Raw genomic sequence first — 14,895 nt, forward strand, 5'->3', positions numbered from 1 at the left:
GCCTCAGAATTGGGTGTGGCAGGACCAGTGGGCAATGCCGAGCTGTTCGTGCGTCACATCATGGATGGATTTGCGCAGGGCCTCATCAGCCGTGGGATCGCAACCTGCCTGCGCAGGCACCGCCCTGGCGAACCAGGACGACAGCGAGCGCCAGAGAAAGGCGAGCGGTCTCATAGCGGCCTCGTCAGGCTGCCAGTCGCGGCGCGCTGTGGCGGCGCGGCGCGGCAAGCTGACGGGCGGCGAGCTCGGCCGCGCCCGGCGTGGCAAAGCGATGGCCCTCGAGCGCATGGAACGCGGCCGATGCGGCGATGAAGGTGAAATAGCGCTCGTCGGGGCGGCGATTGACCAGGCCCGCCTGGGTCTCGCCGACCTCGATGACATAAGCCTGAGAGGCCTGGATCTGAGCCTGCTGATCGTAACTGGAATGAGTATGCGACATGGTTCTGCCTCCGCCGCTCTTGCGGCGCTTGATGGACATCTGATGGAAGAGCCGGTGAGCCGGCCTTCAGCGCAGGATCAGCGTCGACAACAGCCCATGTCGCGGGCGAGGCGGGGTTCGTCAGGTCGAACGGTCAGCATGGCCATGGTCTTCTCCTCATAACTGGAGCCCACGACCACGTCGTGGCGCTTTAGCGTTTGGTGACGCGGCGCAAGCTGCTCGCTCAAATCCCCGCGGCCATCGAACCAAGCCCGATGACAAGCCGTAATCTGGCTGGAGATATCCTCTTTGTCAACCCAATCGTTCTTTTAAAGAAACGAAGCGGGAGAAAAGAATTTTCCCGCAAGCGGCAGCGAAGCGAAAAATCCTTCGCCGAAACACCGCGCCGGTCGCTGCGCGAATGCGCGGCTTCACTGGCGCGGCTTGACGGGCGCGGGAATGCGGGTGCATCTGCCCGGCATGCCGGCTTTCGCCCCCCTGGTGCCCAGTTTTTCGCGCAACACGTTAGCGCGACTGCGCCGCTCCGTGCTCGGAGCCTGGCTCGCCGTCACTTACGCGCTGGCGGTGCTGGCTGCGGGACTGGCGCCGTCCGCCGCGCTCGCCCATCCCGGCCTCGACGGCGCGCTGCTCTGTTCCGGACTGAGCGCTCCCGGGCCTGACGCGCCAGAGCCTGCCGGCGAGCTGACGCATTGCAAGGGCTGCCCGGTCAATCCGGTGATCGCCGGCCCCGCGCCAACCCTACACGGCATGATCGTCAGGCTGGCCGTTCAGGCGCCTGCCGTTCAAACCATCATCCCAGCGCCGCCGCGCATGGCCACATTCGGCCTGCCGCAGTCGCGCGCGCCGCCGGCCGCGGCCCGCCTCCGTCTCTGACGGCTCCTAACGCTTTCATTCGGGCAGGCGCACCAGATTGCCCAGCCGTTCCGCATCCCCTGCCCGCCTGGGCATGGTCGATGCAGCCATTCAGGATTTTTCGATGAACAGGATCACTCGCACATTCGCGGCCATCGCGCTGACAGTGAGCAGCGCCGCCGCCTTCGCCCATGAATACAAGGCCGGCCCGCTCAAGATCGGCCATCCCTGGTCGCGGGCCACGCCCGCTGGCGCGAAGGTCGGCGGCGGCTATCTCTCGATCGAGAATACGGGTTCGACGCCCGACCGGCTGGTCTCGATCTCGGTGCCCTTCGCCGACAGCGTCGAAATGCACGAGATGGCCGTGGTCGACGGCATCATGACCATGCGGCCGCTCGAAAACGGGCTCGCGCTCGCGCCCGGCGCCAAGGTCGAGTTCAAGCCCGGCGGCTACCACATCATGTTCATGGACCTGAAGCAGCCGCTGAAGCAGAACGAGATGCTCAAGGGCGTGCTGACCTTCGAGAAGGCCGGCACGATCGAGGTCGCGTTCAAGGTCGAGGCCATGGGCGCCAAGGCCGCCGACCCCAGCGCGCATACGCACTGAGGCGCAGGCCGCGCCGTCATGCTCGGGCGAAGGCCCGAGCATCTCCGGCAAAAAGATTCTCGGGCTTCGCCCGAGAATAACACTCACACCTTGGCGCGCGGATCGGTCTTGGCGACGCGCGCCAGCAGGTAATCGACCTCGGTCTTCGCCTTGGCCGAGATCGAGGAGCCCGGCTTGCGCTGGGCGTCGCTGGCCAGGATGCCGCGCTTCATCATGGTGTATTTGCGCACGGCGAGGCCGACGCCGAGCTGCTGTTCATAACGCAGCAGCGGCAGATGCGCGTCGAAGATGTCGTGGGCGGCGTCGCGTTGGCCGGCCTTCTGCAGCTTGACCACATCGATCAGCAATTCCGGGAAAGCGTAGCCGGTCATCGCGCCGTCGGCGCCGCGCTCCATCTCGAAATCGAGGAACATGCCGCCATTGCCGGTCAGGATCGAGATCGGCCGCAACGAACCCTCGGCCTGGAACTTGCGCAGGGTCGAGATCTTCTCCAGCCCCGGCCAATCCTCATGCTTCAGCATCACGCAGGAGGGATGGTCCATGACGATCTTGCGGATCACCGCCGGCGTCATGATCACCGAGAGCGTCAGCGGGTAATCCTGGATGACGAAGGGGATGTCGGTACCGATCGCCTCCACGGCCTGGGCGTAATAGCCGATGATCTGGTCGTCGGTGCGCAGGGATGGCGGCGGCGCGATCATCACGCCGGCCGCGCCGAGCTCCATCGACTGGCGCGCCAGCGAGCGCATGGCGGCAAAGCCCGGCGCGGAGACGCCGACGATGACCGGCTTGCCCGGCATCTTGGCCACGGCGATCTTGACGATGCCGACCGATTCCTCCGGCTCCAGCTTGGGGGCCTCGCCCATGATGCCGAGCACCGTCGTTCCGTCGGAGCCGATTCGATCGTAGAATTCGAACAGGCGCTCGGTCGAGGTCCAGTCGATCGTACCGTCGGGATTGAACGGCGTCGGCGCGATCGGGAAGACGCCGCTGGCGTCGGGGGTCAAGCTCATGGTTCTGGCTTTCGGATGGATTATGTCGATGGGCTTCGATGCGGCTTTCAGACGATGCGGGTGCGCACGCTGCCGACCCCGGCGATCTCGCCTTCCAGCACGTCGCCCTTGACCACCGCCGCGACGCCCTCGGGCGTGCCGGTGAAGATCAGGTCGCCGGGCGCGAGGACGACGAGGCTCGACAGATAGGCGATCGTCTCAGGCACGCTCCAGATCATCTTGGCGAGGTCCGAGCTCTGGCGAGGCACGCTATTGACGACGAGCTCGATCTTGCCGGCGCTGGGATGGCCGACATGGCTCGCAGGCGCGATCTCGCCGATCGGCCCCGAAAGGTCGAAGCCCTTGCTCATGTCCCAGGGCTTGCCGGTCTTCTTGGCCGCGGCCTGCAGGTCACGCCGCGTCATGTCGAGCCCGGCGGCATAGCCATAGACATGGTTCAACGCCTCGGCCTCGGGGATGTCATGTCCGCCGGTGCCGATCGCCACGACCAGCTCCATCTCGTGGTGCAGGTCCTTGGTCTTGGTCGGATAAGGCATGTCGGCGCCGTTGATCAGCAGCGCGTCGGCCGGCTTGGTGAAGAAGAACGGCTCCTCGCGATCGGGATCGCCGCCCATCTCGCGGGTATGCTCGGCATAGTTCCTGCCGACGCAGAAGACCCGGCGCACGGGGAAGAGCCCGCCGCCGGCGACCGGCACCGCGGTGACGGCAGGCGGATCGATCACGTAATTCGTCATGGCTCGGGGCTCCTTCGGATATTTCCGCTGCCGTTCATGCGGGAGTGGGGCGTGCGGGGCAAGGGCCTCGACTCTCGGGACGGGGCTGCATCTGCGACATCGCAAAGACCGGCGCAAGGGCGTTTTGCGGCGCATCATTGCAACCATAGCGTTTTGCCCCCTACAGTGTGGCCCGGGTCGGCATGAGCCGGCCTGAACTGAGACTGAAGGAACAGCACGTGAGCACGGGTACCGTGAAATGGTTCAATGAAACCAAGGGCTACGGATTCATCACGCCTGATCAGGGCGGCAGCGATGTTTTCGTGCATATCAGCGCGGTCGAGCGCTCTGGCATGCGCGGCCTGAACGAAGGTCAGAAGATCAGCTACGATCTCGAGGCCGACCGCAAGACCGGCAAGTCCTCGGCGGTCAATCTCAAGACTGCGTGAGACAACCCCTAGACGGGAGGCCGATCGGCGGCGTCGCTTCCCGAGCCAATGCGAATCTCTATCGATCTACCAGGACTGAAGACGATTCCCGGCATGCCCGTCGCCAAGAGGCGGCGGTCGGAGGGCAAGGGCCAGCCCCAATGGCCCGATTTCCGCGGCGGCTTACTGTCGGCTGCGACCCGGTAACTAGCTGCGACCTGGCGCCGGCCGAAACAGCCGGCCCTTCTCAGCCACCAGCACGATCCCCAGCGCGACCAACCCGCACAACGAGAAGCCCAGCGTCAGCGGCACCACCGTGCCGTCGAAATGCTGGCCGATATAGAAGCCGATCAGCGCGCCGCCGACCGTGGTGACGAAGCCCTGCACCGAGGAGGCCGTGCCCGCGACATGGCCGAGCGGGTCCATGGCGAGCGCGCCGAAATTCGGCGCCAGCAGGCCGAAACAGAACATCGCGCCGCCCTGCAGGGCCGTGAAGCTCCAGAGCGATTCATGCCCCGCCAGCGCGATCAGCGCATGCGTGCCGGTGAAGGCGATATAGCCCAGCAGCGCGGCATGCGAGACCCGGCGCATGCCCAGCCTGACGACGATGCGCGAATTGACCAGCGAGGCCACCGCCATGAAGCCCGCGATCAGCGCGAAGATGACGGTGAAGAGCTGCGGCGCCGCGAAGACGTCGACGAAGACCTGCTGGGCCGAGTTGATGAAGCCGAACAGCCCGCCGATGACGAAGGCCATGGCCGACATGTAGCCGACCGCGACGCGCGTCGTCAGCGTGGTGCGGAAGGCGGCGACGACGCTGTGGAACTCGATCGGCTTGCGATCCTCCTCATGCAGCGTCTCGGGCAGCCTGAACGCGGCCCAGAGCATCACCGAGGCGCCGAAGATCGTCAGCACGCCAAAGATCCAGCGCCAGGGCGCGACCCAGAGGATGGCCTGGCCGATCGAGGGGGCGAGGATCGGCACCGCCAGGAAGACGATCATGGCGAGCGACATCACCCGCGCCATGTCGCGACCGGAATAGCAGTCGCGCACGATCGAGACCGCGAGCACGCGCGTCGCCGCCGCGCCGATGCCCTGGGCGACGCGCGCCCACATCATCGCCTCGAAGGAGCCGGAGAAGGCCGCCGCGATGCTCGCCAGCACATAGAGGCCGAGGCCGAAGAGCAGCACGGGCCTGCGGCCGAAACGGTCCGACAGCGTGCCGTAGACGATCTGCGCGACGCCAAAGCCGAGCAGATAGGCCGTGACGATCCATTGCCGATGATTCGCCTCCATGATGCCGAGCGTCTCGGCCATTTCGGGCAAGGCCGGCAGCATCGAATCGATCGCGAGCGCATTCGTCGCCATCAGGGCGGCGGTCAGCGTCACGAAGGAACGGAAGCTCATGCCGTGGCGCGGCAGGGCGGGGTCTGCGATTGCGGTCATGTCAGCCTGTGCGGGCGCTCATCCGCGCAGGGCGGATCTGGAAAAGCTCGATTGCCCCCTGGAGCGGGGAGTTTTATGCCCTCCGCCCATGCGGGACAACCCGGCTCTGCTGCAGCGCGTCATGCACCGAGCGGGAAGCGCGCCGGCGCTCGCTTCGCTCGAAACCGCTTCAGCCCTGCTTCTGCTGCTCGGCGATCAGGGCGTTATCGATCTCGTCGGCCCGGAGCGCCGCCGGGCGGCCGGAGATGCGCTTGCCATAGGCCTCGAAGGCCGGGCGCTTCTCGATCGAGCCGAATTGCAGACCCCAGAGGATCTGCGAGCCGAGATAGACATCGGCCGCGCTGAAGCGGTCGCCCAACAGATATTCGCCCGCCGTCACCGCCTGCTCCAGCGTGTCCATGACGTCGGCGAAGCTGCCATAGCCGATCATGCGGGCCTTGTCGGCGGGCACCTCGAAACCCAGCGCCTTGTTGCTCACCGCCGCCTCCACCGGCCCCGCGCCGAAGAACAGCCAGCGGTAATAGGGTCCGCGCAGCCTGCTGCCCGGCGCAGGCACGAGGCCGGCCTGCGGGAAGGCGTCGGCGAGATAGGCGCAGATCGCGGCGCATTCGGTGACGACCATGTCGCCATGCTTCAGCGCCGGCACCTTGCCCATCGGGTTGACCGCCTTATAGGCGCCCTTCATCGGCGGGCCGAAACCCAGGATCTCGGCGCGGTAGGGCGCCCCCACCTCCTCCAGCATCCAGCGCGCGATCCGGCCGCGCGACATCGGGTTGGTGTAGAGCACGAGCTCGTCCGACACGGTGTTCTCCCTGGCGTTGTCGTTTCCGCAACCATAGCCCGACGCGATGGCGCGACCATGTCAGCTGCGATCCGGTCAGCTGCGATCGATTGCAGCATCAGCCGCCACCTTATTCGGGCGGAGCTTTGATCTTCCATCGGCTTATCCCGAATAACCGGTTCCCTCTTTTCGGGCCGATGCTCTATCCTCGCCCGCAAACACGGCGCGGGGCCCATGGATTTGTCGACAGCGCAACGCGCAACGGTCACGGATGGCAAGATGACCATCGCCGGCTTATCCGGCCATTTCGTTCAGGCGCCGGCGCGCCGGCTCAGTGTGGAGGCGAGCGGGCTTGCCGTGCTTTCGGGCTATGCGCTGCGCGACGGCGCGCTGGCCAATGACGGCCGGATCGCCGCGCAGGCAAGGTTGCCCGAGGACAGTCTCGGCCGGGCGGGCCTCAGCGAGGAAGCCGGCGAGATGCCGCTCGCGATTCGCCCCTTGCCGGAAGGCGGCACGGCCGTGCGCATGCTGCTCGTGCTGGCGCATGGTGGGGAGGAGCCGGGCTATCACGCCACGCTCTGGCTGCCCGGCGAGATCTTTTCCGCGCTGAAGCAGGATGTCGAGGCCGGCCGCGCCGGGCGGCTCTCGCTTGTCGCCACCACGAGCCTCTGGCTCGACGAGGCGGACCGCGACGCGCCTGCCGAGCGCCGCGTCGCGTGGCGGCTCGGGCCGAGGCCCGACGATGAGGGCAGCGCCCCGGCGCGCGGCCTGGTCGAGCGCATCGCCTGGAGCGCGGCAGCCCCGGCGCCCGCGCTCGCCCCGGCCGAAGAGGAGCCGGAGGAGACGGTGTTCGAGGCCCTGACGCGCCTGAACTGGAGCCTGAAGCAGATCGCGCTGGTGCTGGTCTTCCTGATGATCGTGGCCGCGTTGAAGTAGCGCCGGCCACATTCCTCGGGACCGTTTGCAAAGGTGAGCCCTCATCCTGAGGAGCCGCGTCAGCGGCGTCTCGAAGGATGCTTCAGATGGTTCTGGAGACTCCTGGAGCATCCTTCGAGACGCCATTCCTCACAGGATGGCTCCTCAGGATGAGGGCTCGCGGAGTCTCCGAACGAGATCTCAGCGGATCGGCGGGGCGTATTGCAGGCCGCCATTGCTCCACAGGGCGTTCTGCCCGCGCGCGATCTTCATCGACGATTGCTGGCCGAGATGGCGCTCGAAGACCTCGCCGTAATTGCCGGCGGTCTTGATCACCTTATAGGCCCAGTCATTGCCGAGGCCGAGCGCCTGGCCGAAGGAACCCTCGACGCCGAGCAGCCGGCGGATGTCGGGATTGGTCGACTTGCGCATCTCGTCGACATTGGCCTGCGTCACCTCGAGCTCCTCGGCCGTGACCAGCGCGTACTGGACCCAGCTGACGATATCGAACCACTGATCGTCGCCATGGCGCACGGCATAGGCAAGCGGCTCCTTCGAGATCGTCTCGGGCAGCACGACATGCTCGGACGGGTTCTTGAAGCGCAGCCGCTCGGCATAGAGGCCGGACTGGTCCGTGGTGAAGACGTCGCAGCGGCCGCTCTCATAGGCCTCGGTCGCCTCGTTGTTGGTGGCGAAGGTCACCGGCTCGAACTTCATGTTGTTCTTGCGGAAATAATCGGCGGTGTTGAGCTCGGTCGTGGTGCCCTGCTGGATGCAGATCGAGGCGCCGCTCAGCTCGCGGGCCGATTTGATGTTCAGGGCCTTCTTCACCATGAAGCCCTGGCCGTCATAATAGAACACCGCCCGGAAATTCAGGCCGAGGATGGTGTCGCGGCTCATCGTCCAGGTCGTCGTCGCCGCGATCAGGTCGCTCTCGCCCGATTGCAGCGCGGTGAAGCGGTCCTTGGACGAAAGCGAGACGAATTTGACCTTGCTGGCGTCGTCGAAGATCGCTGCGGCGAGCGCATGGCAGAAATCGATGTTGACGCCCTTCCAGGTGCCGGTCGCATCCGCAAGGCCGAAGCCCGCGAGCCCGGTGCCGATGCCGCAATTCAGGACGCCGCGCGCCTTGACCGCCTTCAGGGTCTGGGCCTCAGCCTGCCCGCCATATGACAGGCCGAGCGCCAGCAGGAAGCCGACCAGAATTCTCGCGTAGCGTGCCATTTTTTGTCCCCCTGGTAAGCGCGCAGCTTGGATGCCGGGTTCGAGGAAGCACCTGCCCGGACCGAGGGTCAATCACTGACGCTATGATAATTGCCAAGCCAGTATTCATCGGGGAAATATGATCGCGCAGGCCAAATCCGCGCAGGCGTTTCCGCTGCGGTTGGTGCGCCTCTTCCTTCTCCCCCATCAAAGTCGGCTGTTGCCGACGATGACTCTCAAGGATTGCCATCTCGGACAAGCCCGAGATGGGTGGGAGAAGGGTTCCTCGCACCTCCCGCCCATCGCGACGCAACCTCTCGCGCGCCGGCGCGTTTCCCTTTTCTCTCGGGGAGGCCATCATGTTCGAAATTCTCGCAGCGCCGGACCATGTCGCCGCTTATCGCCTGACGGGCACGCTAACGGAGGCCGATCTCGACGGCGTCGTCGCCGATATCGAGGGCAGGCTGTCCCGCCACGAAAAGCTCGGCATCCTGGTCGATCTGACCGGCTTCGAGGACATGACCTTCCGGGCCGGGCTCAAGGATGCGCGCTATGGGCTCAGCATGGTGCGACGATTGAAGCGGTTTCCGCGCGAGGCGGTGGTCACCGACAAGGGCTGGATCGAGAGCTTCATGGCGATCGCCAATCCGATCATCCCGCATGTCGAGTTGAAATGCTTCAAGCCGGCGGAGTTCGACGCGGCGCTGGCCTGGGCAAGCGAGATCGAAGGCGGGCCGGAGGCGTAGAGCATTTTCGAGTGAAGCGGATACCCGTCCCCTCGCGACAAACGCGAAGCGTTTGCGCTGAGAAAACGCGTCAAAACAAAGCCTTAGAAAAATTGAACGATCCAATTGGATCGGAAATTGCTTTCACGATCCGCCCCTGGAAGCGGCTATCGTCGCGCAGCAGGCGGGGAAGCGCATGGCCAGGATTTGTGTCTACGGCGCCGGCGCGATCGGCTGCTATCTCGGCGGGCGGTTGCTGGCGGCCGGGGCCGATCTCGGCTTCGTCGGCCGCCCGCGCAGCGCCGACGAGCTGGCCGAACATGGGCTGACGCTGACTGATCTCCACGGCGGGCGCTGGCGCGTTCCGCCGCAGGGCATCGCCATGGCGACCGGGCCGGCGGGTGCCGCCACGGCCGATCTCGTGCTGGTCACGGTGAAATCGATGGCGACGGGCACGGTCGCGGCGGAGCTCGCCCCGGTGTTGCGGCCGGGCGCGGTAGTGGTGAGCTTCCAGAACGGGCTCGGCCATGCCGAGACGCTGCGCGCCGCCCTGCCCGGCCGAACCGTTCTCGCCGGCATGGTGCCGTTCAACGTGGTCTCGCCCGGTCCGGGCGCCTTCCACCAGGCCTCGGCGGGCGTGCTCGCCATCGCCGAGGATGTGGCGTTGGCGCCCTTCCTGCCAGCCTTCACCAACGCCGGGTTGCCGCTGGAACAGCACCGCAACATGCTGCCGGTGCAATGGGCCAAGCTGCTCCTCAACCTCAACAACGCCGTCAACGCGCTGGCGAACCGGCCATTGCGCGAGGAACTCTCGCTGCGGACCTATCGGCGCTGCCTGGCGCTGGCCCAGGCGGAGGCGCTGGCGCTCCTCGACGAAACCGGACTGCGTCCGGCCCGATTGACACCGCTGCCGGCGCGCTGGATCCCGCGCCTGCTCGATACGCCCGACTGGCTCTTCGCCCGGTTGGCCGCCCGCATGCTCGCCATCGACCCGACGGCGCGCTCCTCGATGTCGGACGATCTTGCCGCCGGGCGGCCGAGCGAGATCGACTGGATCAATGGCGAGGTCGTCCGCCTTGCCGCGCGCCACGGTCGCAAGGCCCCGGTGAACGCGCGCCTGGTGGCGCTGATCCATGCGGCGGAAGTGAGCCCCGAGCGCCCGGCCTGGTCCGGGGCGGCGCTATTGGCCGAGCTGGAGGCGGCGCGTCGGTTCCCCGGAGAGGACGTCGTTATGGCGCGGCACGCCAGCTAGAATAATGTCCGAGCCGATCGGATCGTTAAATTGCTCTAGCCCTTTGTTATAACGTGTTTCTTCACGCTATCCAGCGGAACTTCGCTCAAAAAAAGCTCTAAGCGGCGCGCCGCGAAGATGAACGGCACTGAACCTTTTCGTTCAGCATCCGTTTCAACTTGGCCTGCTCTAGTACGGCATTGAGAAAAACCAGGAGGAACTCATGCGTCACTTTCTGATCGCCGCGGCCATTGCACTGGGGGCGGCCGCGACACCCGCGGCAGCGAGCGAGGCCTTCACCGGCGCGAGCGCGCTCGACAAGGTCGAAGTCGGCTATGCCAGGCACAACCGCGAGCACCGCATGTGGGAGATCCAGCGGACCCAGGAGATGCAGGCCCGGCGCGGCTACCGCCATTACGATCGCGGCTATGATCGCGGCTATGGCCGCCACCGTGGCGGCCCGCCGCCCTGGGCCCCGGCCCATGGCTATCGCGACCGCGACCGCTGGTGAGCTCCAGCTTTGACGGAGGGCCCGGCCGAAAGGCCGGGCCTTTTTTGTTTTGGGGGAATGGTGTCCCCACGCCCGTTTTGAATGGCGCCGGAGCCTCGATAGAGAACCCTCTCCTGCAAGGAGAGGGCGGGGTGAGGTGTAGGCCATTATCCGCTGGGGCGCGGCCTCACCGCCGCGTGCGGTTAGCTCTGCGCTTGACTGGCCCAGGGGCCGACACCTCATCCCTGCCCTTCTCACTGAACTCGGGCTTGCCCGAGTTCAGCACCCAGAGTGTCGAAGTCGGGTAGACCCGACTTCGATGCAGGAGAAGGGTTCCCCGCGCCTCTCATGCTCGCGCTTGTGGCGGGCATGACGGGAAGCGCGCGGAAAGACTCCCGACCCTACCGCCTGCCCCGCCTCTTCGCCTTTCCCTCCCCAGCCCCCAGCGGGCGCGAATCCGGCCTTGGCCCCATCTCGTCGAGCGTCGGCTTCTTCGGTCGTGCCACCGGCTTGGCCTCTCCGCCGCCCCAGTTATGCGGCCCCATATCGGCATCGGTCGGCTTGCGCGCCCGCGTCGGCAGGTTGGCGCTGGCGCCATAGGAGCGCTCGCCCTTGTATTTGCCGGCCGAGGCCTCGACATCGCCCTGGCGGGCGAGCGGGTCGTCTGAGATGGCGAGCTCGGTCGCCTGGAGGCGCTTGATCTCGTCGCGCAGACGCGCGGCGGTCTCGAATTCGAGATCGGCGGCGGCTTCGCGCATGCGCTTTTCGAGATCGGCCAGGGCCGCCTTGAAATTGTGGCCTGCGATCGGCGTGCCCATGCCGGCATCGACCGTGACGTGGTCGCGCTCATAGACCGAGCCCAGAATGTCGCCGATGGCGCGCTTGATCGATTGCGGCGTGATGCCATGGGCGGCGTTGTAGGCCTCCTGCTTCTCGCGGCGGCGATTGGTCTCGGCGATCGCCCGTTCCATCGAGCCGGTGATGTGGTCGGCATAGAGGATGACGCGGCCGTCGACATTGCGGGCGGCGCGGCCGATGGTCTGGATCAACGAGGTTTCCGAACGCAGGAAGCCCTCCTTGTCGGCGTCGAGAATGGCGACGAAACCGCATTCGGGAATGTCGAGGCCCTCACGCAGCAGGTTGATGCCGACGAGCACATCGAAGGCTCCAAGGCGGAGATCGCGCAGGATCTCGATGCGCTCGATCGTGTCGATGTCGGAATGCATGTAGCGGACACGCACGCCGTTCTCGTGGAGATACTCGGTCAAATCCTCGGCCATGCGCTTGGTCAGCACGGTGACGAGGGTGCGGTAGCCCTTGGCCGAGACCTCCTTGATCTCGTCCAGGAGGTCGGCGACCTGATGCTTGGCGGGGCGGATCTCGACCGGCGGGTCGATCAGGCCGGTGGGGCGGATGACCTGCTCGGTGAAGACGCCGCCGGTGCGCTCCATCTCCCAATTGCCGGGGGTGGCCGAGACATGCACCGATTGCGGGCGCATCGCGTCCCATTCCTCGAAGCGCAGCGGCCGGTTGTCCATGCAGGAGGGCAGGCGGAAGCCGTATTCCGCCAAAGTCGCCTTGCGTCGAAAGTCGCCGCGATACATGCCGCCGATCTGCGGCACGGTGACATGGCTCTCATCGGTGAAGACCAGCGCATTGTCGGGCAGATATTCGAACAGGGTCGGCGGCGGCTCGCCCGGCTTGCGGCCGGTGAGATAGCGCGAATAGTTCTCGATGCCGTTGCAGGAGCCGGTGGCCTCGATCATCTCGATGTCGAAGGTGCAGCGCTGGTCGAGCCGTTGCGCCTCGAGATAGCGGCCCATCCTGTTGAGCTCGTCGAGGCGGCCACGCAGCTCCTCCTTGATCGACTTGACGGCCTGGGTCAGCGTCGGGCGCGGCGTGGTGTAGTGCGAATTGCCGTAGACCTTGACGAATTCGAGGTCGGCGGTCTTCTGGCCGGTCAACGGATCGAATTCCGAGATCTGCTCGACCTCGTCGCCGAACAGGCCGATGCGCCAGGCGCGGTCCTCATAGTGCGCCGGGAAGAGTTCGATGACATCGCCGCGCACGCGGAAGGAGCCACGGGCGAAATCGCCGAGCGTGCGCTTGTATTGCAGGGCGACGAGATCGGCGATGAGCTGGCGCTGCTCGATGCGCTCGCCCAGCTTGATGCCGAAGGTCATCGCCGTATAGGTCTCGACCGAGCCGATACCGTAGATGCAGGAGACGCTGGCTACGATGATGACGTCGTCGCGCTCCAGCAGCGAGCGCGTGGCGGAGTGGCGCATGCGGTCGATCTGCTCGTTGATCGAGCTTTCCTTCTCGATGAAGGTGTCCGAACGCGGCACATAGGCCTCGGGCTGGTAGTAGTCGTAATAGGAGACGAAATACTCGACCGCATTATCGGGGAAGAAGCTCTTGAACTCGCCATAGAGCTGCGCGGCCAGCGTCTTGTTCGGCGCCAGGATCAGGGCGGGACGCTGCGTCTTCTCGATGACCTGCGCCATGGTGAAGGTCTTGCCGGAGCCGGTGACGCCGAGCAGGACCTGGTCGCGCTCCTGGCGCGCGATGCCCTCGACGAGATCGGCGATCGCGGTCGGCTGGTCGCCGGCCGGCTCGTATTCCGAATTCATGCGGAAGCGGATGCCGCCTTCGGATTTTTCGGGGCGCGGCGGGCGATGCGGCGTCCAGGCCTTGCCGGGATCGATGAAGGGGCTGCCGGTCTCCAGCAGCATCTGCAGCGACTGCGCCGTCAGGCTCGCGGCGGTCTCGCCCTCGACGCCGTCAAAGGCGGAATCGGCCTTCTTGCCGATTTTCTTCTTCGGCGCGCCATCGCCAGGTCTTTCGTCCTGGCGGGGCCTTGCTTCGTAGCCGGCCTGCGGCGCGTCGGAAAAGCCGGCGGCGCCGCCCGGGACCGCATTGCCGCGGTTGATCGCAGGGTTGAGCAGATCGGCGAGATAGCCTTCCAGCGGCTTCAATTCCTGGCGCGAGGCCTTGGATTTGGGCGTGCGTGCGCTGGCCGGCTTTTTCGCAGGCTTCGTCTTGGCGTCGTTCGTCTTGGCGTCGGGGGCGGAGGTTTTGGACATGGCGCCAATATGGGGCGGAAGCCACCCAAGCGCGAGAGGGCAAGGCGCATGGCGGGCCGGATAGCTGACAGGAGATGGCAGGAGGAGAAGGCTGTGGGGCGCGCCTTGCCGTGCCTCGCGTGCAGATCCTGCTCTGGCTCTGAGATTGCGCAGGAGGCATTGACTCCCCAAGACACGCTGTAGCAATACGGCTATAATGCGGCCATTGGGGACCGTGCATGTCGGGACAACATTTCGACACCGGACGAGACGCGCTCGATTTCATCGATGTGCTGGCGCGCCTCAACGACCCGCAGACGATCATCACCTCGTTGCGCGACAAGCTCGCCAGCTTCGGCTTCCATGCCTTCCTGATCACCGGCCTGCCGGAGACCGGTGACAGGATCGCCCCGCTCGTGCTGCTGAATGGCTGGCCTGATGGCTGGTTCGAGCTCTATGTCCGGCAGAACTATGCCGATGACGACCCGATCGCGGCGCATTGCAAGACCACGATGAACCCTTTCGTCTGGGACGAGGTCTATCGCCAGGAGGTCGCCAGCGCGCGCCAGCAGGAGATCATGCGGCGCGCCAGCGACTTCAAGATGGTTCACGGCTTCTGCGTGCCGATCCACAATGAGGACGGCTTCAAGGCCGTCGTCACCATGGCCGGCGACAAACCCGACCTGTCCAAGCAGTCCCGCTCCGCCATCCACCTTATGTCGCTCTATGCCCATGCCAAGGCCGAGGCCACCATACACGGCAACCAGGGCCATCGCCTCACCGTGCGGGAGCGCGAGGTCCTGACCTGGATGGCTGTCGGAAAATCGACCGAGGGTGTCGCGGAGGTGCTCAATATCCGCGCCGGAACCGTCGAGGCGCATTACCAGAACGCCGCCCGCAAGCTCGGCGCCCGGGGCCGCACGCGCACCGTGGTCGAGGCGCATCTGCGCGGCGAGATCCGACTTTAGTCTATAGCCCAATGAAAGC

Annotated in this window: 16 protein-coding genes; 8 read left to right on the plus strand and 8 right to left on the minus strand. The window is 65.9% G+C overall.

Annotation, left to right across the window (positions count from 1 at the left end; translation table 11 throughout):
* Nucleotides 1-3 precede the first annotated feature (3 nt).
* Both CYD53_RS30450 and CYD53_RS27225 read right to left on the minus strand, forming a co-directional pair.
* Nucleotides 4-174 (minus strand): hypothetical protein, encoded by a 171-nt coding sequence (locus tag CYD53_RS30450; protein ID WP_181012052.1) that lies wholly within the window; start codon nucleotides 172-174, stop codon nucleotides 4-6.
* A 10-nt stretch (nucleotides 175-184) separates the two neighbouring features.
* Nucleotides 185-439 (minus strand): hypothetical protein, encoded by a 255-nt coding sequence (locus CYD53_RS27225; RefSeq protein WP_103721254.1) that lies wholly within the window; start codon nucleotides 437-439, stop codon nucleotides 185-187.
* Between the two features lie 438 nt (nucleotides 440-877).
* Here CYD53_RS27225 and CYD53_RS27230 point away from each other — a divergent pair, with 438 nt between their 5' ends.
* Together CYD53_RS27230 and CYD53_RS27235 are read left to right on the plus strand one after the other, a co-directional pair.
* On the plus strand, nucleotides 878-1,312 hold the full coding sequence (locus CYD53_RS27230; protein ID WP_103721226.1) for a hypothetical protein: 435 nt from the start codon (nucleotides 878-880) through the stop codon (nucleotides 1,310-1,312).
* Between the two features lie 103 nt (nucleotides 1,313-1,415).
* On the plus strand, nucleotides 1,416-1,898 hold the full coding sequence (locus CYD53_RS27235; RefSeq protein WP_245928454.1) for a copper chaperone PCu(A)C: 483 nt from the start codon (nucleotides 1,416-1,418) through the stop codon (nucleotides 1,896-1,898).
* Between the two features lie 83 nt (nucleotides 1,899-1,981).
* On the opposite strand, the gene CYD53_RS27240 is transcribed toward CYD53_RS27235, so the two are convergent.
* Both CYD53_RS27240 and CYD53_RS27245 read right to left on the minus strand, forming a co-directional pair.
* The gene (locus CYD53_RS27240; RefSeq protein WP_103721228.1) at nucleotides 1,982-2,911 is read right to left on the minus strand and encodes a dihydrodipicolinate synthase family protein; all 930 of its coding nucleotides are present in this window, start codon (nucleotides 2,909-2,911) and stop codon (nucleotides 1,982-1,984) included.
* Nucleotides 2,912-2,958: 47 nt separating this feature from the next.
* Nucleotides 2,959-3,645 carry a fumarylacetoacetate hydrolase family protein gene (locus CYD53_RS27245; RefSeq protein WP_103721229.1) on the minus strand — a complete coding sequence of 229 codons (687 nt, stop codon included), beginning with the start codon at nucleotides 3,643-3,645 and terminating at the stop codon, nucleotides 2,959-2,961.
* A gap of 218 nt (nucleotides 3,646-3,863) precedes the next feature.
* On the opposite strand from CYD53_RS27245, the gene CYD53_RS27250 reads away from it, so the two are divergent.
* Nucleotides 3,864-4,073, plus strand: a complete 210-nt coding sequence (locus CYD53_RS27250) for a cold-shock protein (protein ID WP_054210450.1) — start codon at nucleotides 3,864-3,866, stop codon at nucleotides 4,071-4,073.
* Nucleotides 4,074-4,259: 186 nt separating this feature from the next.
* Here CYD53_RS27250 and CYD53_RS27255 read toward each other — a convergent pair whose 3' ends face one another.
* A complete protein-coding gene (locus CYD53_RS27255; RefSeq protein WP_245928455.1) occupies nucleotides 4,260-5,498 on the minus strand; it encodes a multidrug effflux MFS transporter in 1,239 nt (412 codons plus the stop codon).
* 169 nt (nucleotides 5,499-5,667) lie between these two features.
* Nucleotides 5,668-6,300, minus strand: coding sequence for a glutathione S-transferase family protein (locus CYD53_RS27260; protein ID WP_103721230.1), 633 nt, complete (start codon nucleotides 6,298-6,300; stop codon nucleotides 5,668-5,670).
* 258 nt (nucleotides 6,301-6,558) lie between these two features.
* Between CYD53_RS27260 and CYD53_RS27265 the strand changes: the two genes are divergently transcribed.
* Nucleotides 6,559-7,215, plus strand: coding sequence for a hypothetical protein (locus tag CYD53_RS27265; protein ID WP_146056017.1), 657 nt, complete (start codon nucleotides 6,559-6,561; stop codon nucleotides 7,213-7,215).
* Between the two features lie 180 nt (nucleotides 7,216-7,395).
* Here the strand turns inward: CYD53_RS27265 and CYD53_RS27270 are convergent, their stop codons facing one another.
* Nucleotides 7,396-8,418, minus strand: coding sequence for an amino acid ABC transporter substrate-binding protein (locus CYD53_RS27270; RefSeq protein WP_103721232.1), 1,023 nt, complete (start codon nucleotides 8,416-8,418; stop codon nucleotides 7,396-7,398).
* 338 nt (nucleotides 8,419-8,756) lie between these two features.
* Between CYD53_RS27270 and CYD53_RS27275 the strand changes: the two genes are divergently transcribed.
* The 3 genes from CYD53_RS27275 (at nucleotide 8,757) to CYD53_RS27285 (ending at nucleotide 10,864) form a co-directional block, all read left to right on the plus strand.
* Nucleotides 8,757-9,143 (plus strand): SpoIIAA family protein, encoded by a 387-nt coding sequence (locus CYD53_RS27275; RefSeq protein WP_103721233.1) that lies wholly within the window; start codon nucleotides 8,757-8,759, stop codon nucleotides 9,141-9,143.
* 175 nt (nucleotides 9,144-9,318) lie between these two features.
* Nucleotides 9,319-10,374 (plus strand): 2-dehydropantoate 2-reductase, encoded by a 1,056-nt coding sequence (locus tag CYD53_RS27280; RefSeq protein ID WP_103721234.1) that lies wholly within the window; start codon nucleotides 9,319-9,321, stop codon nucleotides 10,372-10,374.
* Nucleotides 10,375-10,576: 202 nt separating this feature from the next.
* Complete coding sequence (locus CYD53_RS27285) at nucleotides 10,577-10,864, plus strand: hypothetical protein (protein WP_103721235.1); 288 nt, start codon at nucleotides 10,577-10,579, stop codon at nucleotides 10,862-10,864.
* Nucleotides 10,865-11,244: 380 nt separating this feature from the next.
* Here CYD53_RS27285 and uvrB read toward each other — a convergent pair whose 3' ends face one another.
* Nucleotides 11,245-13,929 (minus strand): excinuclease ABC subunit UvrB, encoded by a 2,685-nt coding sequence (gene uvrB / locus CYD53_RS27290; protein ID WP_103721236.1) that lies wholly within the window; start codon nucleotides 13,927-13,929, stop codon nucleotides 11,245-11,247.
* Nucleotides 13,930-14,147: 218 nt separating this feature from the next.
* Between uvrB and CYD53_RS27295 the strand changes: the two genes are divergently transcribed.
* Nucleotides 14,148-14,876 carry a helix-turn-helix transcriptional regulator gene (locus CYD53_RS27295; RefSeq protein ID WP_103721237.1) on the plus strand — a complete coding sequence of 243 codons (729 nt, stop codon included), beginning with the start codon at nucleotides 14,148-14,150 and terminating at the stop codon, nucleotides 14,874-14,876.
* Nucleotides 14,877-14,895 lie beyond the last annotated feature (19 nt).

The sequence above is a fragment of the Allobosea psychrotolerans genome (genome assembly GCF_002917105.1).
Taxonomy (GTDB): Bacteria; Pseudomonadota; Alphaproteobacteria; order Rhizobiales; family Beijerinckiaceae; genus Allobosea; species Allobosea psychrotolerans.